Source organism: Litorisediminicola beolgyonensis, from assembly GCF_042679605.1.
In the GTDB taxonomy this organism is placed as follows: domain Bacteria; phylum Pseudomonadota; class Alphaproteobacteria; order Rhodobacterales; family Rhodobacteraceae; genus Litorisediminicola; species Litorisediminicola beolgyonensis.
In genome coordinates, this window is the sequence record NZ_JBHTMU010000004.1 from 76,376 (window position 1) to 100,112 (window position 23,737).

Sequence of the window (23,737 nt, forward strand, 5' to 3'; positions counted from 1 at the left end):
TCGTCCCGGTTCGGCGCTCACGGCATATGCGCAACAGGATTTTACCACCGGGACGTGTGCGACCCGGCAAGGGTGCGGGTCCGGGATCAGGCGTTATGCTGTCCGGTGCCGCACAGATTAGGGCAAAAAGCCATGAAACACGTCGCCATGATTCTGGCCGCGTCCTGTTCTATCGCCGTTCCTTACGAGATCGGTGCACAGACCAGGGACGGTCATGTGCAGTTCAATATTACCGGTGTTACCCATTACGACCCTGCCGAGCTTCTCGGCTTCGCTTCGCATCTGGTCCTCGAGCGGACCGGGCGGACCTCGATCGGCGATCTCGCCCAGACGGTCGAGACGATCTATCTCGAGGACGGCTACTTCCTGGCCGAGGTCTTCATCGCCGATGACGGCCACACCCTGGTCGTCGACGAGGGCGAGATCGGAACCCTGTCGATCGAGGGCGTCGACGCGGACACGGCCCGGCTGATCCGCGCCTATATGAGCCCCGTCGTCGCCAAGCGCGGCGTCACGCTCAAGGAGTTCGAGCGCGCGATCATGCTGGTCGAGGACATCGAATCCGTGACCGCCTCGGCCGAGTTCGACTACCCCCCGGGTCAGGCACATGCGCATGCCCGGATCGTGGCCGAGGCCGTGGACACCCGCTTCGGGTCGGTGACGCTCGACCATCCCTCCCGCGAGATCGGCGAGACCCTGACGCTCAGCCTGAGCCAGACCTATCTGAGCGCGCTGACCCCCGGCGATCTCCTGCGCTTCGATCTGGCCGGAAATGCCGGGTATGACGGCGAGAGCAGTTCGCTCTGGGGCGCGGCGACCTACCGCCTGCCGCTCGGCGGGTCCGGTGCCTTCGCCGAGGGCTACCTCGGAACCGTCACAGCGGAGCGTGATGCCAGCGGAGCGCTTCAGCAGACCGATATCCTCGGGCACACCGCCCTCCTGGCGCTCGGATACCCTGTCGTCCGCGATGTCGAGACCTATGGCTACGGGCTGCTCGAACTGCGCCGCTCCTCGTCGGATGTCGATGTCGAGGGGCAGTCCTTCGACAGCACCGTGGATGCGGTCAGCGCGGGCTGGATCTTCGGCAAGGCACTCGAGACCGGCGGCGCCTACGAATATGCGCTCAACCTGACCCACGGACGCCAGCGCGACGACAGCGGCGCGCAGACGGATGGCGACGAGACGTTCTCCTATCTGCGCTTCGGCTTCGGATACGAGCACCCGGTCGGCTGGTTCGGACCGGACTCGACCGTCCGGGCCGAGCTCTGGGGCCAGGCGTCCTCGGATCAGTTGCCCAGCATCGAGGAGTTCCATCTCGGCGGGCGCTGGGACGAGCGCGGCTATCTCTTCGCCGAGGCGCAAGGCGACAGCGGCTATTCCGCGACGCTGGAGGTCAGCCGCGATCTCTTCCCGGGCGGCGGCACGGTGCAGCGGCTCCGTCCCTACGGCTTCGTCGATATCGGCCGGGTCTCGAACAACGATGCGACCGGCGACGAGGCTGGTGACATCGAGCTCGCCTCGCTCGGCCTCGGCCTCGATCTCGAGTTTTCCGGCGGCTTTCTCGCCCGCACCTATGTTGCAACCCCGCTCAAGGACGGCGCGGACACCGAGGCAGGTGATCCGGCGCTCTACCTCGGCCTGACAAAGAGTTGGTAACCGGCATGACCCGACATCCACTGATCCTGGCCGCGGTCCTCGCGGTTCTTCCCGTCTCCGCCTTCGCCAATGGCAATCACTTCGGTTTCTGCATCGGCGTCGGAAACAAGCATTCGAGCCCCGATTGCGCTGCCGGAGGCGGCGGTGGCACGACCACTACCGCAATCCCGAGCACCGTACCGACCGCGACCCAGCTTCCCGCGACCGGTCCGGGGCAGCCGACCACGCCCTCGCAGACCCAGACCGTCATCAAGGTCGACCCGCTGCCCCAGCAGGTCGTGACCGGAACATCTCCGGTCACCCCGTCCCAGCCCAGCCCGTCGATCACCGGACAGGGGATCGTGGTCACGCCGATCCAGACCCCCGTCCTGACCGGCGTCGGCCCGGTGCCTCTCCTACAGACGACGCCGACACCCTCCTTCACCGGAGGCCAACCGCAGCCGATCGTCCTGCAGCCCCTGCCCCAGCAGGTGCTCACCGGCACCGGACGTCCGCCGGTGCCCCAAGGCGTGCCCAATCCGCCCTTCACCGGAGGCCAGCCGCAGCAGATCAACGTGCAGCCCCAGCCCCAGCAGGTGCTCACCGGCACCGGACGACCGCCGGTGCCCCAAGGCGTGCCCAACCCGCCGCTCACCGGCACGCAGCCCCTGCCCGTCACGGTGACGCCGCAACCGCAGGCCGTGCTGACCGGCACGAGCCCGGTGATCCCGCCCCAGGGCACCCGCGGCCCGTCCTTCACCGGTCAGCAACTGCCGCCGATCGTCGTCGTGCCGAACCCGCCGACCACGGTCACCGGCTACGGCCCGGTCTCGGCCAGCGTGATCATTCCGCCGACACCGGAGCGCGTGCCGCAGGCGACGCCGCAGCTCGTGCCGACCCGCGTGCCCACGCCGACGCCCCAGGCCGTGCCGCAGCGCATCCCGCAGCTGATGCAGAGAGTTCCGCAGGCGGTTCCCCAGGCGATTCCGCAGGCGACGCCGACCCAAGTACCGCAGGCGATACCGACCGCGATCCCGCAGCGGGTGCCGCCTCTGGCAGCCGGACAGACGCCGCAGCGCGGTCCCGTCGCGGTTCCTCAACAGGTTCCGACAGCAATCCCGCAAGCGACGCCGCAACAGGTTCCGACCCCGATCCCGCAGCAGGTGCCGACGGCGACAGCGCAGCGGACACCGGACCTCGCCCCCCAACGGGTCCCGACCGCCCAGCCCCAGCAGGTGCCGACCGCGATCCCACAAGGCACGCCCACGCAACAGCCGCAGCGCGTGCCGACTGCCACGACGCAGACGGTGCCGCCCCGGGGCCCCGCCACGACCGTCGCCACCGGGCAGACGCGCCCCCATACCCCGGGAACAAGCGTCCCGCAGGTCCCGTCGACCCTCATCATGCTGCAGCGCCCGAAACCGCGCCCCGCGCGCCAGCTCGTGATCTCGACCTCGGGCGGAGCCAAGGTCGCCCACACTCCGACCCTGGCGAAGCCGCCGCTCGCGCCCGAGCACATCACCCGCACCCTGGGTCGGCAGGAGCAGCACGACGCCCCGAAATTCGCCGGACGCGACGGCCGCACCTGGCGGTGCCTCGCCAGCGGTCACGGCAAGCGCAGGACGTATGCCGACAGCGAGGCGGCCCAGGCCGGCGCCCTGCGCCATGTCGGGTCCGTAGACGTGCTTGGCCGCGACCTTCCCGCTTTGCACCCGAGACACGCGAACTGCATCATCTCGATCAAGCGGCGGAAAGATTGAAGACGGGTGCGGCAGGCGATCGAGGGTCGCCTGCCGCGTCGCCGCCTCGCGTGCTCCGCAACCGAGCGACTTCCGATAGGGCGACGATCCGATTGACTGGCCACAAGGGGGGGCCGCACGCATCGGTCGCACCTGCTGAGAATGTTGGGTCGTTTCTGACCGTTTCCGATCCAGCCCAAACCGAACGGCACTGCCCCCGGATCGACATCATCGTATCGGTGAGATCGGCCTCCCTCGTCCTGATACCGTCTCCATGATGCGCACCTGCGCGCAGGTTCGAGCACCAAGTACCCCCTGCCTTCGACGTCTTCCATGCGTCAGCCCGCAGCGAGCGGTGCCCGCCACCTCACGGTCGTTCCCGTCTGCAGAGTGACGCGCATCCCACCCAAGACAGATGCTCACCCGAGCGGGCCTCGATCCGGAGTACTGAACAAGCCAATCCCTCCCGCGCGGTCACATGACGGCGAGGCGCACGCGCGTCTGACTTGTCCTGTGACCGAACCGGCCCACCATCCCAAGCGCCGAAATTGCGTCGCGGGACCAACCTGCGGCCCCTCTGTCGAAGCTCAGAAAGGGATGGAAGATGAAAACACTCTCACTCGCTCTCACAGCCGCGGTGGTCGCCGCACCCGCCCTCGCGGAAGATGTGTCCTATACCGTGGATGGCGAAGCGTTCACCGGCTATTGGGCCGAGGCGGAAAACCCCAAGGGCCTCGTGCTGATCGTGCAGGACTGGGACGGCATGACCGATTACGAGCGCCAGCGCGCCGACATGCTGGCCGAGATGGGCTACAACGCCTTCGCGCTCGACATGTTCGGTGACGAGACGCCGACCGAGACCGTCGATCACCGCCGTGCCGCGACCGGCGCGCTCTACGAGGATCGCGAGCGGATGCGGGCGCTGATCCAGGCCGGGATCGAGCAGGCGACCTCGCTCAGCGACATCGACCGGATGGTGGTCATGGGTTACTGCTTCGGCGGCGCCGTGACGCTCGAGATGGCCCGGAGCGACATGGCGGACATGGCGCAGGGCTACGCCACCTTCCACGGCGGACTCTCGACCCCGGAGGGCCAGTCCTGGGACGGCGACGAGCCGCCGGTCCTCGTCATGCACGGGGGCGCGGATACGTCGATCACGATGAGCGATGTCGCGACCCTGGCCGAGGAGATGGAGGCCTCCGGCAATACCTACACGATCGAGGTCTACTCGAACGCCCCGCACGCCTTCACGGTCTTCGACTCCGATCGCTACCAGGAACGCGCCGACACCGCGAGCTGGGAGGCGTTCTCGACTTTCCTCGAAGAGCGCTTCGACGGCTGATCGGCTGAAGTGAGAGACGCGCCGCGGCCAGCCGGGTCGCGGCGCATCCTATATCACGGAGCGACACACGTCTCGGGTGAGCTCCCCAATCGCCACACACGCAACACCGCCGAGCCGTTGTATCGAGACGCACGACGATCCGCCTGACGACGCCCTATTGGCTCTATTTGCAGATATCCGGGTCACATTTTTGACCCAATCTCACCATGAAAAAGGTGACAAACACGCCCCTAGCACCGATGATGGCCGGGTTTCGTGCCGATTGTCCTGGTTAGGGTTGCTGATGAAATTCATTCCAGAATTGGAGGGCTTGCGCGGCCTTGCCGTCGCCCTCGTCGTGATACTGCACACCACGCCTTGGCTGCCCAATGCCGGGCTTGTCGGCGTGGAACTGTTCTTCGCTCTCAGCGGCTACCTCACGGCGCGCATCGCTCTCGAGCAGGAACTGAGCTGGACCGATTTCATGGCCCGCAGGCTGCGCCGCATCTGGCCGCTGCTGCTTGTCGTCTGCCTCGTGTGCTTCGCCGCCTTCTCGACCTTCGAGCGGCCCTATTGGGAAGCGGTCGGCGCAGCGGTCTTCCTTGAAGGCCCGCGTTTCGCAACCGGAGCGATCACCTATATCAGCCACACCTGGACGCTGACGGTCGAAATCCTCTGCTACGCCATCATCGGATTGCTCGCGCTCGGACGCGACAGGCTCCAGTTCGCCATCGGCGCGCTCGTTTGCGCCGTGTTCAGCGTCGTGCTCTGGAGCATGCTCGATACCTCCGGCATGCATAAAGCGGCATATGGCCTGCCCATCTCCCGGGCATCGACGATTTTCCTCGGAGCCATCCTCGCCTGCTTGCCGCCGCTGAAACGCTCGGTGGCGCAGTGGGCGGCACCGGCCGCCTTGATGATCCTGGGGTTCATCGCGATTGGCACGACCGCGATACCGGTGGCGGTCGTCGGACTGCTTGCGATGGTTGCCGTCGCAGGGCTCGTCGCCGCACCGATGGCGCTGATGCGCGCGCCGGGCCTGACGGCCCTTGGGCGGATCTCGTTCGGGGTCTATCTCTGGCATTTCCCCATCGCGATGATCCTGGTGGACGCGCCAGCCGTGGCGTCCTTCACCATCACCTCGCTCGTCTCGATCCTGCTGGCGCGGCTGACCTACCAGACGATCGAGATGCCGTTCCGGTCGCCCCGGAGCGACCGGGCCGGTTTGCGCAGATCGGCGGAGTTCAACGTCGGCTAGGGAGAGCCCATGACGTAGTCGGGGCGGATGCCGGTCGCGTCGGTATCCAGGTCGAGATCGCGACCGGAGGGAAAGCCGTGATCGGTGACGAGGGCTGCGGCAATCCCGGCGACGCGCGCGCCGAGGATATCGGTGTGCAGGCTGTCGCCCACCATCACGATCCGCTCGCGCGGCACGTCCGGCACCCGCGCGAAGGCGAGATCGAAGATATTGGCGAAGGGCTTGCCGTAGAACTCGGGCGCAACGCCTGTCCTGTCCGCGAGGCGATGCGCATACGAGCCGGGCTCGACCGAGAAGCCCTCGGCGCGCGGCGCGACGATATCGGGATTGCCGACCAGGACCGGGCGTGGCCGCTCGAGGAGAGCGGCCTCCAGAAGGCTCTGCCGTTCCTCGGTCCAGGTGGCGCTGCCGATCATCAGGACCGCGTCGACCGTGTCGTAATCCTCAGGGTCGTCGCGCAGGCGACGGTGGTCCAGCGCGTCGAACTCGGCCGCGTCCACGCCGTCGCTGACCATCAGTCCCCAGCGGCGGCCCGCGCCGTCTCCGACCGCGACGGCCAGGGCCTTGCGGCTCGTGACCACGTCCTCGGGCGCGAACTTGAAGCCGAGACGCGCGTATTTCTCCATCAGCCGGTCATGCGGAAACCCGGCGGCGTTCGACACCACCAGCACCCGTTTCCCTGCGTCCTGAAGCGCCGCGATGCGCTCGGGCGCGCCCGGGATCGCGTCTTCGCCGACATTCAGGACCCCGAACGCATCGAGAAAGAAGGCGTCGAAGCGCGGCGCGAGATCTGCGAGCGACGCCACTCTCTCCGGAGCAGCGACAGGGCTCGGCGCGTCGGGAAGGCGGGCGCGTGCGGCCTCGTAGGCCGCAAGCGCCGCGTCCGAGGTCATGGAGGTCAAATGATCGCCTCCCGGACCTTGGCCGAGACCCATTCGCTGAGCACAACGGCGGCGAGGATCACCAAGAGGATCAGGCTCACCTGCGGCCAGGCGAGGACGTTGAGCGAGGATTGCAGCTGCAGCCCGATGCCCCCGGCCCCGACGAGGCCCAGCACCGTCGACTCGCGGATGTTGATGTCCCAGCGGAAGACCGCGATGCCGGCGAAGGCAGGCAGGATTTGCGGCACGATCCCGTAGGCCATGACCTGCCAGCGGCTCGCGCCGGTGGCGGTGATGGCCTCGACCTGCACGCGGTCGATCTCTTCGATGGCCTCGTAGAGCAGTTTGGCGCAGAAGCCGATCGACCGGATGGCGATGGCGACGACGCCCGCGAAGACCCCCGGCCCGATGATCGCGATCAAGAGGAGCGCCCAGATCAGCGAGTTGATCGAGCGTGTCGAGACGATGATCAGAAGCGCGATTGGCCGCACGAAGAGCCGCGAGGGCGTGGTGTTGTTGGCGGCGAGAAACGCCACCGGCACCGCCAGCAGGAGCGAGATGAGCGTGCCGAGCGTCGCGATGTTGAGCGTGTCCCAGATCGGACGGCCGAGCTGCGCGATATACTCCCAGCGCGGCGGGGTGGCGCGGCTCCAGATGTCGCCCGCGATCCGCGGCGCGTCCCTGACGAAGAACCAGGTCGTCGCCGCCGAGATCTGCTGCCAGCAATAGAGAAACACCGCGAGCCCGATCAGCCAGCCGAACCAGCGCACCAGGCTCTGCCCGGTGGTGCGACGGCGCCAGGTGGTGACGCCCCCCTGTTCCGAGACCGGCATTACTGCACCCTCGCCCGGATCACGCCCGAGAGATATTCGAGCGCCATCACGATGCCGATGATCAGGATCAGGATGGCGGCGGCGGTGTCATACTCGTAGCGGTCGAAGGCGGTGTTGAGGGTCGCGCCGATGCCACCCGCGCCGACGAGCCCGAGGATCGCGCTTTCGCGGAAGTTGATGTCGATGCGGTACATCGACAGGCCCACGAGACGCGGCATCACCTGCGGCTGGACGCCGTAATTGATCCACTGCATCCAGCGCGCGCCCGAGGCGCGGATCGCCTCGGCCTGCACCCGGTCCATCGACTCGATGTCCTCGGCCAGGAGCTTCGACAGGAAGCCGATGGTCGCGAAGGAGAGCGTCAGGAAGCCCGCGAGCGGTCCGAAGCCGAAGATCGCCACCAGGAGGATCGCCACGATGATCTCCTGCAGCGCGCGGCTGATCGCGACGATGGCGCGGCAGATCACGTAGACCGGCAGCGGCGCGATGTTGCGCGCGGCGCCAAGGCCGATGGGGATCGAGATCAGGATGCCCACGACCGAGGCCGCGACGGTCATCACGATGCTCTCGATCAGCCCGGCCCAGATGTCGCCCCAGCGCGAGACGAAATCGGGACGCGTGAAGGACAGGATGAATTCCCAGCCGCGGTCGAGCCCCTCGTAGACCCGGCCCCAGTCGACCTCGATGGTCAGGACAGCGGCGATCATGTAGGCGACGAAGAGCGCCAGGAGCCCCCAGCGCAGCGCCGGATTGCTGACCAGCGGCGGCTTGCGCCAGCGGCGCCCGAGCATGTCGTCGAGCTCGCGATGGGTGGTCATTCCGCGGCCTCCCCCTCGCTCTCGGCCTCGTCCTCGTCGACCTTCTCGATGGTGGCCTCCCAATCCTCCTCGCCGTAGATCTCGGTCAGCTTGTCGGGCGTCAGCCCGTCGGGCGGCCCGTCGAAGACGATCTCGCCGAAGCGCAGGCCGACGACGCGCGGCACGAAGCGCTGCGCCAGCGCCACGTCATGGATGTTGATGATCGCGGCCAGCCCGCGCTCGCGGCAGAGCTCGGTGATGAGCCGCATGATCTGGCGGCTGGTCTTGGGATCGAGCGAGGCGGTCGGCTCGTCGACCAGAAGAAGCTTCGGGTCCTGGATGAGCGCGCGGCAGATGCCGACGCGCTGCCGCTGACCGCCCGAAAGCTCGTCGGCGCGCTTGTCGGCCATGTGCAGAAGCCCGACGCGATCCAGAAGGCGGAAGGCCTCGTCCACGTCTTTCTGCGGGTAGCGGCGCAGGAAGCTGCGCCAGAAGCCCACATAGCCGAGCCGTCCCGACAGGACGTTCTCCATCACCGTCAGCCGCTCGACCAGAGCGTATTCCTGGAAGATCATCCCCATCTCGCGCCGCGCCCGCCTGAGCGCGCCCGCGCCGAGCCCGGTCAGCTCGGTCTCGTCCAGCCAGACCTCGCCCTCGGTCGGCTCCACGAGCCGGTTGATGCAGCGGATCAACGTGGACTTGCCCGCCCCCGAGGGTCCGATCAGCGCCAGAACCTGGCCGCTCGGCACTTCGAGGTCGACCGCTTTGAGCGCGGTATCCCCGGTCTTGTAGGTTTTCGTAAGTGTCTTGAGCCGCAGCATGTCCCGTCCCGGTCTTGTCGTTGGGACGGCCCCCGGTACCGGGGACCGTCCGAAAGCCCATTGCCGCTTATTCGCAGGCGTAGCTGACGTCGTTCGCCGCGTCGATCTTGCGGATCACGTCCCACTCTTCCTTGTAGGTGATCGGGATGAACTGCGCCTCGCCGTTCTTCGAGAACTCCTCCTGAAGCGAGGTGCCCTCCCATTCGAACTCGAAGAACGCGTCCTGGATCGCCTGCTGCAGCTCCGGCGTCAGGTTGTAGACGACGCCGTAGCCGGTCGTCGGGAAGGTCTGCGAGGTGTAGAGCACCTTAAGCTGGTCATTGGTGACCACCTCGCGCTCGACCATGCGCTGCTTGACCGAGTTGGCGATCGAGGCGGCCGGGTAGTCCTTGTTGGCGACGCCGAGGATCGAGTTGTCGTGCTTGCCCGAGAAGACCGGCTCGAAGTCACGCTCGGCCACGAGGTCGAAATCGCTCTTGAGGATCGCCGAGGGCGCCTTGAAGCCCGAGTTCGACGTGGGCGAGGTGAAGGCGAGCTGCTTGCCCTTGATGTCCTCGACCGCCTCGATGCCCGAGTCGGGATAGGTGATGATCTCCATCTCGTAGCCGTAGGAGCCGTCCTCGGCCGCCATGATGGTGAACGGGTGGAAGCCCGCGCAGTTCACCGCGAGCGGGTTCGAGCCGGTGTTGAAGCCCGCGATATGCAGGCGGCCCGAGCGCATCGCCTCGATCTGCGCCGCGTTCGACTGGACCGGGAAGAAGACGATCTCCTTGCCGGTCTTCTCGCCGAGGAAGGTCAGGAAATCGGCCCAGGCCTCCTTGTAGACCGCCGGATCCTCGACCGGGGTATAGGCGAAGATCAGCGTGTCCGGATCCAGAAGCTCGCTCTCGTCGGTCGGCGTATCGGCGATCAGGTCGCCATCGGTGTCGCAGTAGCGCGCATCGAGATCGCCGCGCTCGCAGTCCTGCGCCGAGGCCGCGCCGCCCATCGACAGCAATGCCGCAACGGACACGCCGAGAAGCGTGGAAAGTCGTGAAGTCATGTCATCCTCCCTTGGGTGCGGCTTGCCGCCGCCTTGATCACGCCGGGCCTCCGAACCCGACGATCTGGTGCCTAAGCTCGCCGCGACGGCCTCCGGGCACAAGTCATTATTCGCGGGCGAATGAACGATCCTCTGCCTTTCCCGACGGAAGGTTGCGGCTGCGAGCGGGGACCGGCTGACCTGCCCCGCGCAGCCGGTGCCGGATCGCGGGAAACGGAGCGATCCCTGGACCGACGCGAGACGACGGTCTCGGCCTTGCCTCAGAACGCCGTCCGAAGCTGATCCGCGGCCTTCGCCAGAAGCACGAGATCGACACCGACCGCGGTAAACCGCGTGCCGCGCTCCATGAAGTGGCGGGCCTGCGCGTCGTCGAGGCTCAGGATGCCCGAGGGCACGCCGATCCGGGCCAGACGCGCCAGCGCGTCGTCGATCACGGCCATGACCTCTGGATGGGACGTCTGTCCGGGGAATCCCATGCTGGCGCTCAGATCCGCCGGTCCGATGAAGATGCCATCGACGCCGTCGACCTGCGCGATCTCCTCGAGCTGTTCCATCGCCGAGATCGTCTCGACCTGGAGGATGAGGCAGAGCTCCTCGGAGGCGCGCGCGAAATACTCCTCGACCCGGCCGTAGCGCGTGGCCCGGATCATCCCGGCCATGCCGCGGATGCCGTGCGGCCCGTAACGCATCGCCGAGACCGCCGTCTGCGCTTCCTCGACGCTCTGCACGTAAGGTACGAGCAAGGTCTGCGCGCCCATGTCGAGAAGCCGCTTGAAGAGCACCGGATCGTTCGCGGCGGGCCGGACGACGGCCGAGACCTCCGGATATTGCCCGATGGCCTGCAGCGCCGGGAGGACCTCGATGGTCTCGACCGCGGCGTGTTCGCAATCCACGAGAACCCAGTCATAGCCCGCCCCGGCCAGCATCTCGGGCACGGTGTTGCCACCCAGGGTGTTCCAGATGCCGATCTGCTGCTCGCCGGCGGCAAGACGGGCCTTGAAGAGGTTCTTGGGCAAGTTCATCGAAGAAAGTCCTGTTGGGAAAAGCGACGTCTCAGCCCGCGTAGCCGAAAAGGCGCGGCAGGAAGAGAACGATTCCGGGAAAGAGCATCACCATCACGAGCGCGACAAGCAAGGCCGCGAGGAACGGCCAGATCTCGGCGATGATCTCGCGCAGCGGGATGCCGGTCACCGCGTTGATGACGAAGAGAAGGATGCCGTAGGGCGGCGTGATCAGGCCGATCATCGAGTTGACCACCACGAGCACGCCGAAATGCACGAGGTCGATGCCGAGTTCGCGGCAGGTCGGGATGAAGAGCGGAACGATAACGAGGATGATCGTCGTCGCGTCGAGCACGCAGCCCAGCACCAGGATCAGGAGGTTCACGCCGATCAGGAAGACGATGGGCGAGACGTCGATTCCGGTCAGGAGGTTCGACATCATCTCGGGGATGTTCTCCGAGATGACGATGAAGTTCAGGATCAGCGCCCCGCCGATCACGATCCCGACCGCCCCCGACGCGCGGGCGCTGTCCACGAAGATGCGGTAAAGCGTGTGCCAGCTGAGCGCGCGGTAGAAGAGACCGGCCAGGAGGAGCGCGTAAAAGGCCGCGACCGCCGCGGCCTCGGTCGGCGTGGTGACGCCGCCGTAGATGCCGTAGAGCAGGATGACCGGCATCAGGAGCGCCGGGAAGGCCCGCGCGGTCTTGGCCGGGAGTTCGCTGAGCGGCACCGCCTCGTCGATATCGAGACCGCGCTTGTGCGAGATATAGGCGTTCATCCCCATCAGCACGGCGCCCATCACCAGACCCGGCACGATGCCGCCCAGAAACAGCGCCCCGATCGAGGCGTTCGAGACGAGCGCATAGAGCACCATCGGGATCGAGGGCGGAATGATCGGGCCGATGGTCGCCGAAGCCGCGGTGATCGCGGCGGCGTATCCGCGGGTGTAGCGCCCCTCCTTGGTCATCATCTCGATGATGACCTTGCCGATCCCCGCCGCGTCGGCCACCGCCGAGCCGGACATGCCCGAGAAGATCAGCGACGCGACCACGTTCACATGGCCGAGCCCGCCCCGGAAGCGGCCCACAAGCGCGACGCAGAAGTTCAGCAGCCACTCCGAGATCGTGCCCGCGTTCATGATATTGGCGGCGACGATGAAGAGCGGCACCGCCAGCAGGATGAAGCTGCGGTAGAGACCCTGCAGGATCTTCTCGCCGGTCAGCGCCAGATCGAGCCCGCTCAGGCCCAGATAGACCGTCGCGGCGAGGATGATCGTGTAGCCGATGGGCGTGCCGATCCCGGCCAGCAGGAAGAGCGTCAGAAGGCAGGCGGCCAGTTCGAATGTCATCGCCTAGCGCTCCTCGACGCGGGTGGCATCGGGTGCGTCCTTCAGGAGATCATGGTCCGCGTCCGGAGGTCCGCCGCGCAGGATCGCCACGAAGCGCAGCGCGTAGCGCAGCGCCACGACCACCATGAAGATCGCGTAGATCGAGAAGATGGTGCGCAGGGGAATGCGCTCTCCGGTCAGCGGGTTTTCCACCGTCGAGGTCCGCCGCATCTTCATCCAGTCGATATAGTCGACGGTCGGAAGGAAGGCGTAGAGCATGCCCGCGACGATGGCCGCCGCCGAGATCAGCGCCAGAACCGTCCGGACCCGGCGCGAGCCGGAATTGTAGAGGATGTCAAAGGTGACGTGATCGCGCTCGCCCACCAGGAAGGCATTGGTGAAGAACACGATCCAGACCCAGAGGATCAGGCACAGCTCCAGCGTCCATCCGAAGGGCTGGAGCATCACGTAGCGCGAGAAGATCTGGAGGAGAAAGGTGATGAACATCGCCGCCAGCATGGCGGCGGCGATGGGTTCGGCGACGCGGGTGATCAGTCGAGAAAGCTTTTCCAAAACCGTCTTCCCCGCGCCGCCAGAGGGTCTCGCGATCAGTTGCCGAGCGCGTTCACCGCTTCGAGGACGCCCTCGGGCCAATCATTGGCGAAATCGCTTTCGAGATACATTTTCTGCACCTGATCGCGGAACGCGGCAACATCGGGCTCGTAGATTTCGACGCCATTCTCTTCGATGAAGGCGCCAAGCTCCTCTTCCTTCTGAAGCTGCGCGGCGCGGCCCGCATCGGCGGCGGCGACGGCGGCCTCGGTCACGGCGGCCTGCTGCTCTTCGGTCAGACCGTCAAACACGGCCTTGGAGATCGCGATGAAGTTCCAGTCCACCAGATGCGAAGTGAGCGCGATCTGGCAGGTGACCTCGTAGAATTTCGCGTCCACCACGGTCGGCAGCGGGTTGTCCTGCCCGTCCACGGCACCGGTCGAGAGCGCGGTATAGACCTCGGAGAAGGACATCGGCGTCGGCGACGCGCCCAAGGCCTTGCCGAGGAACTGCCACGCATCGGTGCCGGGCATCCGCAGGTTCACGCCTTCGAGATCCGCGGGCGTCTTCACGTCCAGCTCGTCGCGGCACTGGCGCAGGTTCACGTGGCGGCGGCCCAGATACATCGGCGCCAGGAGCTTGACGCCAAGGTCATCCTCGGCGCGCGCCTTGAACGGATCGAACAGCTCGTCGTTGAAGACCGCGACCTGGTGATCGGCGTCCTGAAGCACGTATCCTGCGGTGAAGATCGAGAATTCCGGGAAGAACTGCGCGAGCTCCTGCGCCGAGGTGATCGACATCTCGAGATTGCCGCGGCTGATCGCCTCGAGCTCGGTGCCCTGCGCGAAGAGCGTCGCGTTGTAGCTCGGCTTGTAATCGGCGAAGTCCGAGACCGCCGGGCCGAAGACCTCGGCCATCGCTACGGCGCGCTGATCGGTCTCGGATCCGGCCATCGACATGCGAAGCTCGACCTTGTCCTGCGCCACGACCGGAGCCGCGGCGAGCGCGCCTGCGGCCACGAGCGCGGACAGCGCGACGCGTCTGGTAAATCTGGTGATCATCTTTTCTCCTCCCGTGAGACAAATCCTGAATTCATCCCGCACCAGCATGGTGAACACATACCCTTTTGCAAGATAATTTTAAAAATCTCTGATATTTTATGCCCTCACCCGCGACCGAGCCGAGGGATACTCACCCGCTCGCGCCTCTGGGCCGAGACCTGGATCCCCTCGACCACCTGCAGGGTCCGGACGCCTTCGAGCCCCGAGACGAGCGGCTCCTCCCGGCCCAGGACGACCTCGACGAAATGCCGGATCTGGTTGACCAGCGGGTCCGACGCGCCGCGCACCAGCGAGGTCGCCGAGATCGGCATCCACCAGTCGGGAGCGCCCCTATGGGTCCAGAGCCGCATGTCCGGGATCGACAGCGCGCCGTCGGTCCCGCCGATATGGTAGCAGCTCTCCGGCGTGACCGGGTAGACCGGATATTCGCCCGAGGTCATCTCCCACGACCAGGGCGACACCGTGCTGTCGGAGACCGAGATCGTCCCGACCGCGCCGCTCTCGAACTCGAGCACCGCTGCCGCGACGTCCTCGTTGGCGAAGCCGCGCATAGACGGGCTGGCGGTGGCCTGCACCGCCACGACCTCTCCGCAGAAATGGCGCATCAGGTCGACATCATGCACGAGATTGACCGAGATCGGGCCCGCGCCCGGCTCTTTCCGCCAGGGCGCCGTGTCGAAATAGCTGTCGGGCTTGTAGAACCAGCAGGTCGCCTGCACCGCGCGGATTATGCCGAGCCGCCCCTCGGCGATCACCTCTTTCGCCGCGCAGCTCAGAGGATTGTGCCGCCGGTGATGGCCGACGAGAAGCGGCACGCCCGCCGCCTCGGCGGCCTCGACCAGTGCCATCGCATCGGCGGCGCTCGTGCCGATGGGCTTTTCGATCAGCGCCGGGCATCCACGCGCCACCGCGGCCTGCGCTTGGTCGACATGCAGGCCGGTCGGGCTCGCCAGGAGGACGCCGTCGAGCGCGGCCTCGTCCAGCATCTCGTCGAGCGATGGAAAACACCGGACGCCCAGCGCATCGGCCGACGCCTGCCCGTCTGCGGAGGGATCGGCGACGGCGACGAGGCGTGCACCGTTGCAGGCCGCGATGGCGTCGGCATGGCGACGACCGACCAGACCCAGACCGGCGATTCCGAGGCGGCAGTGATCGGCCATCGTCTCCTCCTAAAGACACGCGCCCGGGGACGCGACACCGGAGAGGCTATCGGCGCGTTCCGTGGCTGGCAAGAATATCTGGTATTTTTAGCATTATCGGCTAACGTCGAAACCCGAGGGACCATACGGCACATCAGATGCCCGCGGAAATCCAGGGACTGTCAGACGAGGACCGATGCCCAACAGCACCCCGACCGTCGGATCGAGTACTTACGCGCGCATCAAGCACGACATCATCTTCGGCATCCTCGAGCCGGGCGCGAAGCTGAAGCTCGATGCCCTGAAGGCCCGCTACGATGCCAGCCTGTCGACCCTGCGCGAGACGCTCAACCGGCTGGTCAGCGACGGCTTCGTCGAGGCCCCCGCGCAGCGCGGCTTCCTGGTCAAGCCGGTGTCGCGCGCAGACATGGAGGAGATCGCCGAGCTGCGCATCCTTCTCGAGACCCACGCGCTGCGCCTGTCGATCGCCAATGGCGATACCGAGTGGGAGGGCAATCTCGTCGCCGCCCATCACAAGCTTCACGTCATGGAAGAGCGGATGCGCGCCGGCGAGGAGAGCGAGAAGGAGACCTGGAAGCGCTACGACTGGGAGTTTCATCTCGCCATGATCGCGGCCTGCGGGTCGCAGAACCTGATGTCCCTGCACCGGACGCTCTTCGACAAGTACCAGCGTTACCAGAACCTCGTCCTGACCTATCGCGGCGAGATCGCCGCCCGCGAGCACAAGGTGATGTTCGAGGCCGCTCTCGACCGCAAGCCGCAGGCCGCCGCCGAGATGCTGGAAGAACATGTCCGCAAGGGTCTCGCCCACACGCTCGCGGCGCTGGACTGAGCGCGCCCCCTGCTTACTCGGTCGGCGCTGACGGCGCCAGCCCCGCGCCCTCTCCGATGGCCTTCCGCGCCAGCCGCAGAAACTGCGCGCGCTCGGCGGCGTCGAGCCCGGCGAGAACGTCGTCCTGAAGCGCTTCTACGATCGGCAGCACGCGGTCGAACAGGTCCCGCCCAACCGGCGTGGCGCGCACGTCTCGCGCCCGCCGGTCGCGGGCGCTGACGGCGCGCGTGACGTAGCCCTTCTGTTCCAGCCGGTCGATCACGCCCCCGATGGTCGCGCGGTCATAGGCGATCTTCGCAGCCACGCCCGCCTGGTCGATGCCGGGATGGGTGATCACCGCGTCCATCGCCGCGAATTGCACTGGTGTCAGGTCGAACCCGGCATCCTGAAGGTGCTTCGAGAAGACCTGAGTCGAGAGCTGATTCAGTCGCCGGATCAGGTGCCCAGCCATCCCATGCGCTTTCATGTCACCCCAACCTCGCCCCCAAGCCGTTTCAATCACTCTACTTTCCCAAGATAGTTTGTATACATATTTTCAGATTGAAAATTAGTATGAATAGTTACTAAAAGTGACGCAACACAGCGGGAGGACAGGCGATGCAGTTCTATCTGGAAGGGTTTCGCGGCGGCGATCCGGACATCAAGCCGGCGGCGCCCTGCCGTCGCAATCGCGGCCAGCACGCCCCCTTGCCCGACCGCGTCGACGTGCTGATCGCCGGATGCGGACCGGCGGGGCTCTGCCTTGCCGCGCAGCTCTCGCAGTTCCCCGAGATCGACACGATGATCGTCGAGCCCAAGCCCGGCCCTATCGAGAAAGGCCAGGCGGACGGCATCAACACCCGCACCATGGAGATGTTCCAGGCCTTCGGCTTCGCCGAGACCGTCAAGCGCGAAAGCTACTGGGTCAACCAGACAGCCTTCTGGTCGCCCGATCCCGACGCGCCCGACCGCATCCGCCGCATCGGCCGCGTTCAGGACGTGCCGGATGACAGCTCGGAGATGCCCCACACCCTGATCAACCAGGCGCGTGTGCACGAGCTTTTCCTGAACGTGATGAATAACTCCCCCTCCCGGCTCGAGCCCGACTATTCCTGGGCGGTGCGCGATCTCGTCATCGATCCCGAGGCGGTCGATCACCCGATCACCGTCACGCTCGAGAACACCGGCATCAACGCGGGCGAGACCCGGACCGTGCGCGCGAATTATGTCGTCGGCTGCGACGGCGCCCGCTCGACCGTGCGCAAGGCCATCGGCGGCACCCTTCAGGGCGATGCCGCGCATCAGGCCTGGGGCGTGATGGACATCCTCGCCAATACCGATTTCCCCGATGTCCGGCAGAAATGCCTGATCACCTCGTCGACCGAGGGCAATATCCTGATCCTGCCGCGCGAGGGCGGCTATCTCTTCCGGATGTATGTCGAGCTCGACAAGCTCAATCCCGAGGAACGCGTCTCGAGCCGCAACCTGACCGCCGATCACATCATCGCGGCCGCCAACCGGATCATGCGGCCCTACAGCATCGACGTGAAAGAGGTCGTCTGGTGGTCGGTCTACGAGATCGGGCACCGGCTGTCCGACCGCTTCGACGACGTGCCCGAGGGCGTGGATCGGAACCCCCGCGTCTTCACCGCGGGCGATGCCTGCCACACCCACAGCCCCAAGGCCGGGCAAGGCATGAACGTGTCGATGCAGGACGCCTTCAACCTCGGCTGGAAGCTCGCCCATGTGCTGACCGGCCGCGCCGCTCCGGGCCTGTTGCGCAGCTATGCCGCCGAGCGCTGGGTCGAGGCCAAGCGGCTCATCGACACCGACCATGCCTGGTCGCGGATCATGTCCGCGCCTCCCGGGCAATCCGAGCTCGACGGGGGCGACATGCCCCGCTTCCAGGCGCAATTCATCGAGAATCTCGAATTTACCGGCGGTCTGGCGGTGCAGTATGACCGCTCCGACCTGACCGCCGCGCCGACGCATCAGGCGCTGGCGACCGGCCTGCCCATCGGCCGCCGCTTCCATTCCGCGCCGGTGGTGCGGGTCGCGGACGCGATGCAGATGCAGCTCGGTCACGTCGCCGAGGCGGATGCGCGCTGGCGTCTCTACGCCTTCGTCGGGAGGGACGACAGCACCGCGCCCGGCTCGCAGATCCACGTGCTTGCGGAGTGGCTGGCGCAGGACCCCGCCTCGCCCATCCTCCGCCATACCGGCCCCGACGAAGATATCGACGCGGTGATCGACCTGCGGGTGATCTTCCAGCAGAGCTTCGAGGACCTGGCCATCGAGGATCTGCCGCCGCTTCTTTTGCCCGAGAAAGGACCGCTCGGTCTGCGCGACCACGAAAAGGTCTTCTGCGTCGATCACAAGGGGCGCGGAGACATCTTCGAGATGCGCGGGATCGACCGGGCGCAGGGCTGTCTCGTCGTGGTCAGGCCGGACCAGTACGTCGCGCATGTCCTGCCCCTCGACGGCACCGAAGAGCTGTCGGCGTTCTTCTCCAAAGTCCTGCTGCCGAAAGCGCGGCAAGCCTGACGCGGAGCTGACCGCAACGACGCCGCGACCGACCCCGGCCTTTGGTCTCTATTTGTCCTCCCCCGGCTCGCCCACTAAGGTCGCGGACGCACCGCTCATCAGCCCCGAGGCTTTGCCCATGTCCCACGGATTGTCCGTCGATCAGGTCTCGTTCCGCTACGGCGCGAAACAGGCACTCGACGGCGTGAGCTTCGACGTGGCGCCGGGCCGCTTCGCCGCGCTCCTGGGGCCGAACGGCGCGGGCAAGTCGACGCTTTTCGGCCTGCTCACGCGGCTTTTCACCACGCCGGACGGCACGATCCGGGTGGCGGGATGCGACATCGCCTCCGAGCCGCGCCGCGCGCTTGGGCAGATGGGCGTGGTGTTCCAGTCGCCGACCCTCGATCTCGACCTGACCATCCGGCAGAACCTCGCCTATTTCGCCGCGCTTCAGGGGCTCTCCGGGCGCGATGCCGCGCGCCGGATCGACGCCGCGCTCGACCGGCTCGACATCGCCGAACGCGCCGGTGAGAAAGCGCGCAATCTCAATGGCGGCCACCGGCGGCGGACCGAGATCGCCCGCGCGCTCATCCATGAGCCAAAGGTTCTGCTGCTCGACGAGGCGACCGTCGGGCTCGACGCCGCGGCGCGCCAGTCGATCACCGATCACGTCCACCGCCTCTGTGCCGAGGACGGGCTGACCGTGCTCTGGGCCACGCATCTGACCGACGAGGTACAGGACAGCGACCGGCTGGTGGTTCTGCACCAGGGCCGCATCCTCGCAGATGGCGAGACCGCGGCGCTGCGAGGGCCGGACAGCCTCAAGGACTACTTCCTGCGCGTCACCGGCCTGCCGGAGGCCGCATGAGACATCTTCTGATCGCGCTCCGCGCCATCGTCGCCCGCGAGGCCCTGCGCTTCATCCACCAGCGCGAACGCTTCCTTGCGGCGCTGGTCCGCCCGCTGGTCTGGCTGATCGTCTTCGCCGCGGGCTTCCGCGCCGCGCTGGGGCTGTCGATCATCCCGCCCTACGCGACCTACATCACCTACGAGACCTATATCGTGCCGGGCCTCTGCGGCATGATTCTGCTCTTCAACGGGATGCAGAGCTCGCTGAGCCTCGTCTACGACCGCGAGACCGGGTCGATGCGGCTTCTTTTGACCGCGCCCCTGCCCCGCGGCTGGCTTCTCTTCTGCAAGCTCCTGGGCTCGACCCTGATCGGGACGCTGCAGGTCTATACCTTCCTCGCGATCACCTGGGCCTACGGGATCGAGATGACGCCCTGGGGCTATCTGGCCGTCTTCCCGGCGCTGGTGGTCTCGGGGCTGATGCTGGGCGCGTTGGGGCTGGCGCTGTCGTCCTTCATCAAGCAGCTGGAGAACTTCGCGGGCGTGATGAACTTCGTGATCTTCCCGATGTTCTTCCTGTCGACCGCGCTCTACCCGCTCTGGAAGATGGCCGAGAGCTCGTCGCTCCTGCGCGACATCTGCGCGGCCAACCCCTTCACCCACGCGGTCGAGCTGATCCGCTTCGCGCTCTATCTGCAATGGAACGGCTGGGCGCTTCTCTGGACCGTGCTTGCGGGCGCGGTGTTCATGGCGCTGGCGCTCTGGGGCTACGACCCGGCACGTGGACTCGTACGCCGGAAGGGCTGAGGCCACCGGACACGAAAAAGCCCGCCTGGACAGGCGGGCTTCCCGGCCCCGAGGGGCAGATACGCGTACCCGATCAGGCGGCCTTGATCTCGACCAGCTCGATATCGAAGGTCAGATCCTTTCCCGCGAGCGGGTGGTTGGCGTCGAGCGTCACGATCGTGTCGCTCACCTCGGCCACGGTCACCGGCATCACCTGCCCGGCCTGGGTCTGCACCTGCAGCTGCGTGCCGGGCTCAAGCGGGATATCCGCGGGGATCTGGTCGCGCGGGACCTCCTGGCGGGCATCCGGGTTCGGCTGGCCATAGGCGTCGTCCGCGGCGATCTCGACCTTCTTGGTGTCGCCGACCGTCATGCCGGGCAGCGCGCGGTCGAGACCGGGGATGATCTGGCCGGAGCCCACGGTGAACTCGAGGGGCTCGCGACCGGCGCTCGAATCGAAGGTGGAGCCATCGGCAAGCGTGCCGGTGTAGTGGATGCGAACGGTATCGCCGGATTTGACCTCGGACATGATGTCTCCTTTGCGGGAAATGGGGAAAGGGTTGCGGCATGCGGCACCGGGTCGGGTGCGCGAAGAGTCTCTGGCAGCGCTCTGGTCCGTCCGGACCGATCTGGGCGACTGCGTATCGTGCCGCTTTGGGCTTGTCCCAAGGCTAAGCGCCGCTCGGCCAGAATGCAAACGATCGGCGATCTTCCGCTCACACCATGTCGGAGATCACCTCGGATGGGGCGGCGGTTGACGCTTTGGAGACGGATTCCCACGTATAGACCAACAACATCACCGCCGCATGTGGCATTCACGCCATGCTTGTGTCGCGCTCACGCGTCTGCGCATTGCATCGCGCCCCTGTGCGGACAGAATACGCCGCGACCGCGCGATGGCGGCCCCGCCGGGGCCTGTCGTGCTTGCCCATGCGCGCGACGACTGAAACGACCAGACCCGACCGACGCTGGGATGCGCCCCGTCGTTCCGAAAGAAAGGCCGCTGCTATGATCGACCGCCGTACACTTCTTGCTTCGAGCGCCGCCGCGCTGGCGATGCCCGCCGTGGCAAACGCGTTCACGCTCGACCCCGTTTTCCGCCCGCAGACAGTCTCGATCCGCTCCGACCTGGAGCCGGGCCAGCTTCTGGTGCTGCCGCGCGCGCATTTCCTCTATTTCGTCGAGGCTCCGGGCCAGGCGCGCCGCTACGGCGTCGGCACCGGCAAGGCCGGGCTCGAGTTCACCGGCTCCGCCGTGATCGGCGCCAAGAAGGAGTGGCCGACCTGGCGTCCGACCGACGAGATGATCGAGCGCGAGCCCAAGACCTACGCCAAGTTCAAGGACAACGACTATGTCGAGCCCGGCGGCCCCGGCAACCCGCTTGGCGCACGAGCGCTCTACCTCTTCCAGAACGGGCGCGACACGTTCTTCCGCATCCATGGCACGACCCAGCCCGGCTCGATCGGCCGCTCGGTGTCCAACGGCTGCATCCGGATGATCAACGACCACGTGATCGACCTGTACGAGCGCGTTCCCAAGGGCGCCAAGGTCACCGTTCTCTGAGCCGATTTTTCGCTCAAATGCGGCGGCGGGGCATTGCCATTGCCGCGTCGCCGCCTCATTCTTGCCGCGATTTTCCTATTCATTCCACTTTAACGAGTAGCCTTCAGACTGCAGGCGGAGAATTTCATGGCCTCATTCGCGATCATCCTCGGCAGTCTCGCCGGCCTCTGCGCCGGGCTTATCGGCTGGTCGCTCATGGGAATGGGACTTGCGACCTCTTTCGGTCTTTACATCGCCACCAGTCTTGCCATTGGTTCGGTAGGGATCGTCGCTACGATGCGCGCCCCCGAGCCGTCGCCCGCGGCCCTTTGAGCGGCAAGTTTACGCTGGACGTTCAATCCCCTCACAGGGATTTTTCTTGTCGAATCGGGCCCAATTTGGCATAGCCGCAGCCGCGACGTTACCTCTATCGACCTGCTCCTCTACCAAGGCTCAGCCCATCGATCTTGCACTGACTGAGCCGACCTGCCGCACTTCCGCGGGCAGTTGACTATAGGAGAAACGACGATGGCTACTGGCACCGTCAAATGGTTCAACACCACCAAAGGCTACGGCTTCATCGCCCCCGATGGCGGCTCCAAGGATGTGTTCGTGCACATCTCCGCTGTCGAGCGCTCGGGCCTGACCGGCCTTGCCGACAACCAGAAGGTCACTTTCGACATTCAGCCCGGCCGTGACGGCCGCGAGTCGGCAGTGAACCTCGCCCTGGCCTGAGGCCTCGGATCACGGTTGAAAAAGGCGCCCCCCGGGCGCCTTTTTTTGTGTCCGAAGCACGTGGTCAGCACACGGCCCGGACGATATCGACGGACGTCCGACTTATTCGTCGTCCTTGTCCGCGTTGCCGCTCTTGGTGGTCGCGGCATCAAATCCGGTTTTGGCGTTGTCGCTAATCAGGCCCTTCGGCCCAGTGACAAGCGCCTCTGCTCCCCGGTCCGCACGCTTATCGTTCTCGGACGCCATGTTGTGCCCCTTTGCAAAGGCGGGGCCGGCAAGGGCCAGTAGGGCAGCAGCGATCAATGCAATCGTCTTGGTCATCATTTTCTCCTCCTTGAGTGGGAGAAGCCACGACACCCCTCGGGCGGAAGTTTCAGACCGGAAAGATCACCCTTTCGTGAACCCGGTTCGGATCACCGCGCCCGCGCCGCGAGCTCCGCCACCCAGGGGCCGATATCGGCCACGACCCGCGACACGCCTTCGGCCGAGGGATGGATGCCATCGGGCTGCATCAGGTCGCCCTGCCCCGCCAGGGGCACGCCGTCTTCGCGGAGCGCCATGAAGAAATCCGGGTAGAGCAGCGTGCCGTAATCCTGGCTCAGCTCGACATACATCCCGTCGAACGCCGCCTCGTAGTCCGAGCCGTAATTGCCCGGCGCGTCGATCCCGACCAGAAGCGCGGGCAGCCCGCGCTCCGCGACCTCGGCGAGGATCGCATCGAGATTGTCCTTCGCGGTTTCCGGAGCGATGCCGCGCAAGAGGTCGTTGCCGCCGAGCGACACGATCACCGCGTCGGTCTCATCGTTCAGGGACCAGGCGACCCGCGCGCGGCCGCCCGCCGTGGTGTCGCCCGAGACCCCGGCATTGACCAGCGTCGCGTCGACGCCGTTGGCGCTCAGCCAGTCCTGCAGCTGGGGGACGAAGCCCTCGCCCTGCGGCAGCCCGTATCCTTGCGTCAGCGAATCGCCCAGCGCCACGATCTCCAGCGTGTCCGCGGCAGCGGCGCTGCAGAGCAGCAACATCGCCGCACCCGCCTTGCTCGCGCGCAGAGCGACCCCATATC

The 23,737-nt window shown here is 66.4% G+C and carries 25 protein-coding genes; 11 read left to right on the forward strand and 14 right to left on the reverse strand.

Annotated elements, in window-relative coordinates:
• Positions 1-132: 132 nt before the first annotated feature.
• The 4 genes from ACFQ4E_RS03635 (at position 133) to ACFQ4E_RS03650 (ending at position 5,953) form a co-directional block, all read left to right on the forward strand.
• Positions 133-1,656 carry a ShlB/FhaC/HecB family hemolysin secretion/activation protein gene (locus ACFQ4E_RS03635; RefSeq protein ID WP_386801559.1) on the forward strand — a complete coding sequence of 508 codons (1,524 nt, stop codon included), beginning with the start codon at positions 133-135 and terminating at the stop codon, positions 1,654-1,656.
• A gap of 5 nt (positions 1,657-1,661) precedes the next feature.
• The gene (locus ACFQ4E_RS03640) at positions 1,662-3,395 is read left to right on the forward strand and encodes a hypothetical protein (RefSeq protein ID WP_386801560.1); all 1,734 of its coding nucleotides are present in this window, start codon (positions 1,662-1,664) and stop codon (positions 3,393-3,395) included.
• Between the two features lie 583 nt (positions 3,396-3,978).
• Positions 3,979-4,716: a dienelactone hydrolase family protein gene (locus ACFQ4E_RS03645; RefSeq protein ID WP_386801561.1), complete on the forward strand. Its 738-nt coding sequence runs from the start codon at positions 3,979-3,981 to the stop codon at positions 4,714-4,716.
• A 283-nt stretch (positions 4,717-4,999) separates the two neighbouring features.
• The gene (locus ACFQ4E_RS03650; RefSeq protein ID WP_386801636.1) at positions 5,000-5,953 is read left to right on the forward strand and encodes an acyltransferase family protein; all 954 of its coding nucleotides are present in this window, start codon (positions 5,000-5,002) and stop codon (positions 5,951-5,953) included.
• Here ACFQ4E_RS03650 and ACFQ4E_RS03655 read toward each other — a convergent pair.
• The 10 genes from ACFQ4E_RS03655 to ACFQ4E_RS03700 all read right to left on the reverse strand — a co-directional run bounded on the left by ACFQ4E_RS03655 (position 5,950) and on the right by ACFQ4E_RS03700 (position 15,428).
• Positions 5,950-6,846 (reverse strand): HAD-IIA family hydrolase, encoded by an 897-nt coding sequence (locus tag ACFQ4E_RS03655; RefSeq protein ID WP_386801637.1) that lies wholly within the window; start codon positions 6,844-6,846, stop codon positions 5,950-5,952. The genes ACFQ4E_RS03650 and ACFQ4E_RS03655 overlap by 4 nt on opposite strands.
• Positions 6,847-6,851: 5 nt before the next feature.
• Entirely contained in the window at positions 6,852-7,667 is an 816-nt protein-coding gene (phnE, locus tag ACFQ4E_RS03660) for a phosphonate ABC transporter, permease protein PhnE (RefSeq protein WP_386801562.1), read from the reverse strand.
• A complete protein-coding gene (gene phnE / locus ACFQ4E_RS03665; RefSeq protein WP_386801564.1) occupies positions 7,667-8,485 on the reverse strand; it encodes a phosphonate ABC transporter, permease protein PhnE in 819 nt (272 codons plus the stop codon). Before phnE (ACFQ4E_RS03665) ends, phnE (ACFQ4E_RS03660) begins: the two co-directional genes overlap by 1 nt.
• Positions 8,482-9,285 carry a phosphonate ABC transporter ATP-binding protein gene (gene phnC / locus ACFQ4E_RS03670; protein ID WP_386801565.1) on the reverse strand — a complete coding sequence of 268 codons (804 nt, stop codon included), beginning with the start codon at positions 9,283-9,285 and terminating at the stop codon, positions 8,482-8,484. The genes phnE (ACFQ4E_RS03665) and phnC overlap by 4 nt, the downstream gene beginning before the upstream one ends.
• Before the next feature lie 67 nt (positions 9,286-9,352).
• On the reverse strand, positions 9,353-10,327 hold the full coding sequence (gene phnD / locus ACFQ4E_RS03675) for a phosphate/phosphite/phosphonate ABC transporter substrate-binding protein (RefSeq protein ID WP_386801566.1): 975 nt from the start codon (positions 10,325-10,327) through the stop codon (positions 9,353-9,355).
• A 260-nt stretch (positions 10,328-10,587) separates the two neighbouring features.
• Positions 10,588-11,349 (reverse strand): HpcH/HpaI aldolase family protein, encoded by a 762-nt coding sequence (locus ACFQ4E_RS03680; protein ID WP_386801567.1) that lies wholly within the window; start codon positions 11,347-11,349, stop codon positions 10,588-10,590.
• A gap of 31 nt (positions 11,350-11,380) precedes the next feature.
• Positions 11,381-12,676: a TRAP transporter large permease gene (locus ACFQ4E_RS03685; RefSeq protein ID WP_386801568.1), complete on the reverse strand. Its 1,296-nt coding sequence runs from the start codon at positions 12,674-12,676 to the stop codon at positions 11,381-11,383.
• Positions 12,677-12,679: 3 nt separating this feature from the next.
• The gene (locus ACFQ4E_RS03690) at positions 12,680-13,228 is read right to left on the reverse strand and encodes a TRAP transporter small permease (RefSeq protein WP_386801569.1); all 549 of its coding nucleotides are present in this window, start codon (positions 13,226-13,228) and stop codon (positions 12,680-12,682) included.
• Between the two features lie 35 nt (positions 13,229-13,263).
• Positions 13,264-14,268 carry a TRAP transporter substrate-binding protein DctP gene (gene dctP / locus ACFQ4E_RS03695; protein ID WP_386801570.1) on the reverse strand — a complete coding sequence of 335 codons (1,005 nt, stop codon included), beginning with the start codon at positions 14,266-14,268 and terminating at the stop codon, positions 13,264-13,266.
• A gap of 104 nt (positions 14,269-14,372) precedes the next feature.
• Positions 14,373-15,428, reverse strand: a complete 1,056-nt coding sequence (locus ACFQ4E_RS03700) for a Gfo/Idh/MocA family protein (RefSeq protein ID WP_386801571.1) — start codon at positions 15,426-15,428, stop codon at positions 14,373-14,375.
• A gap of 175 nt (positions 15,429-15,603) precedes the next feature.
• Between ACFQ4E_RS03700 and ACFQ4E_RS03705 the strand changes: the two genes are divergently transcribed.
• Positions 15,604-16,260: a GntR family transcriptional regulator gene (locus ACFQ4E_RS03705; RefSeq protein WP_386801572.1), complete on the forward strand. Its 657-nt coding sequence runs from the start codon at positions 15,604-15,606 to the stop codon at positions 16,258-16,260.
• A gap of 13 nt (positions 16,261-16,273) precedes the next feature.
• Here the strand turns inward: ACFQ4E_RS03705 and ACFQ4E_RS03710 are convergent, their stop codons facing one another.
• Positions 16,274-16,726, reverse strand: a complete 453-nt coding sequence (locus tag ACFQ4E_RS03710; RefSeq protein ID WP_386801573.1) for a MarR family winged helix-turn-helix transcriptional regulator — start codon at positions 16,724-16,726, stop codon at positions 16,274-16,276.
• Positions 16,727-16,857: 131 nt separating this feature from the next.
• Here ACFQ4E_RS03710 and ACFQ4E_RS03715 point away from each other — a divergent pair, with 131 nt between their 5' ends.
• The 3 genes from ACFQ4E_RS03715 to ACFQ4E_RS03725 all read left to right on the forward strand — a co-directional run bounded on the left by ACFQ4E_RS03715 (position 16,858) and on the right by ACFQ4E_RS03725 (position 20,418).
• Positions 16,858-18,783, forward strand: a complete 1,926-nt coding sequence (locus tag ACFQ4E_RS03715; protein WP_386801574.1) for an FAD-binding monooxygenase — start codon at positions 16,858-16,860, stop codon at positions 18,781-18,783.
• Between the two features lie 118 nt (positions 18,784-18,901).
• Positions 18,902-19,630, forward strand: coding sequence for an ABC transporter ATP-binding protein (locus ACFQ4E_RS03720; protein ID WP_386801575.1), 729 nt, complete (start codon positions 18,902-18,904; stop codon positions 19,628-19,630).
• Positions 19,627-20,418 carry an ABC transporter permease gene (locus ACFQ4E_RS03725; RefSeq protein ID WP_386801576.1) on the forward strand — a complete coding sequence of 264 codons (792 nt, stop codon included), beginning with the start codon at positions 19,627-19,629 and terminating at the stop codon, positions 20,416-20,418. The genes ACFQ4E_RS03720 and ACFQ4E_RS03725 overlap by 4 nt, the downstream gene beginning before the upstream one ends.
• A gap of 73 nt (positions 20,419-20,491) precedes the next feature.
• Here the strand turns inward: ACFQ4E_RS03725 and ACFQ4E_RS03730 are convergent, their stop codons facing one another.
• Positions 20,492-20,926, reverse strand: a complete 435-nt coding sequence (locus ACFQ4E_RS03730; RefSeq protein WP_386801577.1) for an FKBP-type peptidyl-prolyl cis-trans isomerase — start codon at positions 20,924-20,926, stop codon at positions 20,492-20,494.
• A gap of 479 nt (positions 20,927-21,405) precedes the next feature.
• On the opposite strand from ACFQ4E_RS03730, the gene ACFQ4E_RS03735 reads away from it, so the two are divergent.
• The 3 genes from ACFQ4E_RS03735 to ACFQ4E_RS03745 all read left to right on the forward strand — a co-directional run bounded on the left by ACFQ4E_RS03735 (position 21,406) and on the right by ACFQ4E_RS03745 (position 22,674).
• A complete protein-coding gene (locus ACFQ4E_RS03735; protein ID WP_386801578.1) occupies positions 21,406-21,960 on the forward strand; it encodes a L,D-transpeptidase in 555 nt (184 codons plus the stop codon).
• Positions 21,961-22,086: 126 nt separating this feature from the next.
• Positions 22,087-22,272, forward strand: a complete 186-nt coding sequence (locus ACFQ4E_RS03740) for a hypothetical protein (RefSeq protein ID WP_386801579.1) — start codon at positions 22,087-22,089, stop codon at positions 22,270-22,272.
• A gap of 195 nt (positions 22,273-22,467) precedes the next feature.
• Positions 22,468-22,674 (forward strand): cold-shock protein, encoded by a 207-nt coding sequence (locus ACFQ4E_RS03745; RefSeq protein WP_386801580.1) that lies wholly within the window; start codon positions 22,468-22,470, stop codon positions 22,672-22,674.
• 102 nt (positions 22,675-22,776) lie between these two features.
• On the opposite strand, the gene ACFQ4E_RS03750 is transcribed toward ACFQ4E_RS03745, so the two are convergent.
• The gene (locus ACFQ4E_RS03750) at positions 22,777-22,995 is read right to left on the reverse strand and encodes a hypothetical protein (RefSeq protein WP_386801581.1); all 219 of its coding nucleotides are present in this window, start codon (positions 22,993-22,995) and stop codon (positions 22,777-22,779) included.
• A 92-nt stretch (positions 22,996-23,087) separates the two neighbouring features.
• On the reverse strand, positions 23,088-23,696 hold the full coding sequence (locus tag ACFQ4E_RS03755) for an arylesterase (RefSeq protein ID WP_386801582.1): 609 nt from the start codon (positions 23,694-23,696) through the stop codon (positions 23,088-23,090).
• Between the last annotated feature and the right edge of the window lie 41 nt (positions 23,697-23,737).

Coding starts and splice junctions, on each gene's coding strand:
- ACFQ4E_RS03635 (WP_386801559.1), top strand. CDS start 133: ATGAAACACGTCGCCATGATTCTGGCCGCGTCCTGTTCTATCGCCGTT.
- ACFQ4E_RS03640 (WP_386801560.1), top strand. CDS start 1,662: ATGACCCGACATCCACTGATCCTGGCCGCGGTCCTCGCGGTTCTTCCC.
- ACFQ4E_RS03645 (WP_386801561.1), top strand. CDS start 3,979: ATGAAAACACTCTCACTCGCTCTCACAGCCGCGGTGGTCGCCGCACCC.
- ACFQ4E_RS03650 (WP_386801636.1), top strand. CDS start 5,000: ATGAAATTCATTCCAGAATTGGAGGGCTTGCGCGGCCTTGCCGTCGCC.
- ACFQ4E_RS03655 (WP_386801637.1), bottom strand. CDS start 6,846: ATGACCTCGGACGCGGCGCTTGCGGCCTACGAGGCCGCACGCGCCCGC.
- phnE (WP_386801562.1), bottom strand. CDS start 7,667: ATGCCGGTCTCGGAACAGGGGGGCGTCACCACCTGGCGCCGTCGCACC.
- phnE (WP_386801564.1), bottom strand. CDS start 8,485: ATGACCACCCATCGCGAGCTCGACGACATGCTCGGGCGCCGCTGGCGC.
- phnC (WP_386801565.1), bottom strand. CDS start 9,285: ATGCTGCGGCTCAAGACACTTACGAAAACCTACAAGACCGGGGATACC.
- phnD (WP_386801566.1), bottom strand. CDS start 10,327: ATGACTTCACGACTTTCCACGCTTCTCGGCGTGTCCGTTGCGGCATTG.
- ACFQ4E_RS03680 (WP_386801567.1), bottom strand. CDS start 11,349: ATGAACTTGCCCAAGAACCTCTTCAAGGCCCGTCTTGCCGCCGGCGAG.
- ACFQ4E_RS03685 (WP_386801568.1), bottom strand. CDS start 12,676: ATGACATTCGAACTGGCCGCCTGCCTTCTGACGCTCTTCCTGCTGGCC.
- dctP (WP_386801570.1), bottom strand. CDS start 14,268: ATGATCACCAGATTTACCAGACGCGTCGCGCTGTCCGCGCTCGTGGCC.
- ACFQ4E_RS03700 (WP_386801571.1), bottom strand. CDS start 15,428: ATGGCCGATCACTGCCGCCTCGGAATCGCCGGTCTGGGTCTGGTCGGT.
- ACFQ4E_RS03705 (WP_386801572.1), top strand. CDS start 15,604: ATGCCCAACAGCACCCCGACCGTCGGATCGAGTACTTACGCGCGCATC.
- ACFQ4E_RS03710 (WP_386801573.1), bottom strand. CDS start 16,726: ATGAAAGCGCATGGGATGGCTGGGCACCTGATCCGGCGACTGAATCAG.
- ACFQ4E_RS03715 (WP_386801574.1), top strand. CDS start 16,858: ATGCAGTTCTATCTGGAAGGGTTTCGCGGCGGCGATCCGGACATCAAG.
- ACFQ4E_RS03720 (WP_386801575.1), top strand. CDS start 18,902: ATGTCCCACGGATTGTCCGTCGATCAGGTCTCGTTCCGCTACGGCGCG.
- ACFQ4E_RS03725 (WP_386801576.1), top strand. CDS start 19,627: ATGAGACATCTTCTGATCGCGCTCCGCGCCATCGTCGCCCGCGAGGCC.
- ACFQ4E_RS03730 (WP_386801577.1), bottom strand. CDS start 20,926: ATGTCCGAGGTCAAATCCGGCGATACCGTTCGCATCCACTACACCGGC.
- ACFQ4E_RS03735 (WP_386801578.1), top strand. CDS start 21,406: ATGATCGACCGCCGTACACTTCTTGCTTCGAGCGCCGCCGCGCTGGCG.
- ACFQ4E_RS03740 (WP_386801579.1), top strand. CDS start 22,087: ATGGCCTCATTCGCGATCATCCTCGGCAGTCTCGCCGGCCTCTGCGCC.
- ACFQ4E_RS03745 (WP_386801580.1), top strand. CDS start 22,468: ATGGCTACTGGCACCGTCAAATGGTTCAACACCACCAAAGGCTACGGC.
- ACFQ4E_RS03750 (WP_386801581.1), bottom strand. CDS start 22,995: ATGACCAAGACGATTGCATTGATCGCTGCTGCCCTACTGGCCCTTGCC.
- ACFQ4E_RS03755 (WP_386801582.1), bottom strand. CDS start 23,696: ATGTTGCTGCTCTGCAGCGCCGCTGCCGCGGACACGCTGGAGATCGTG.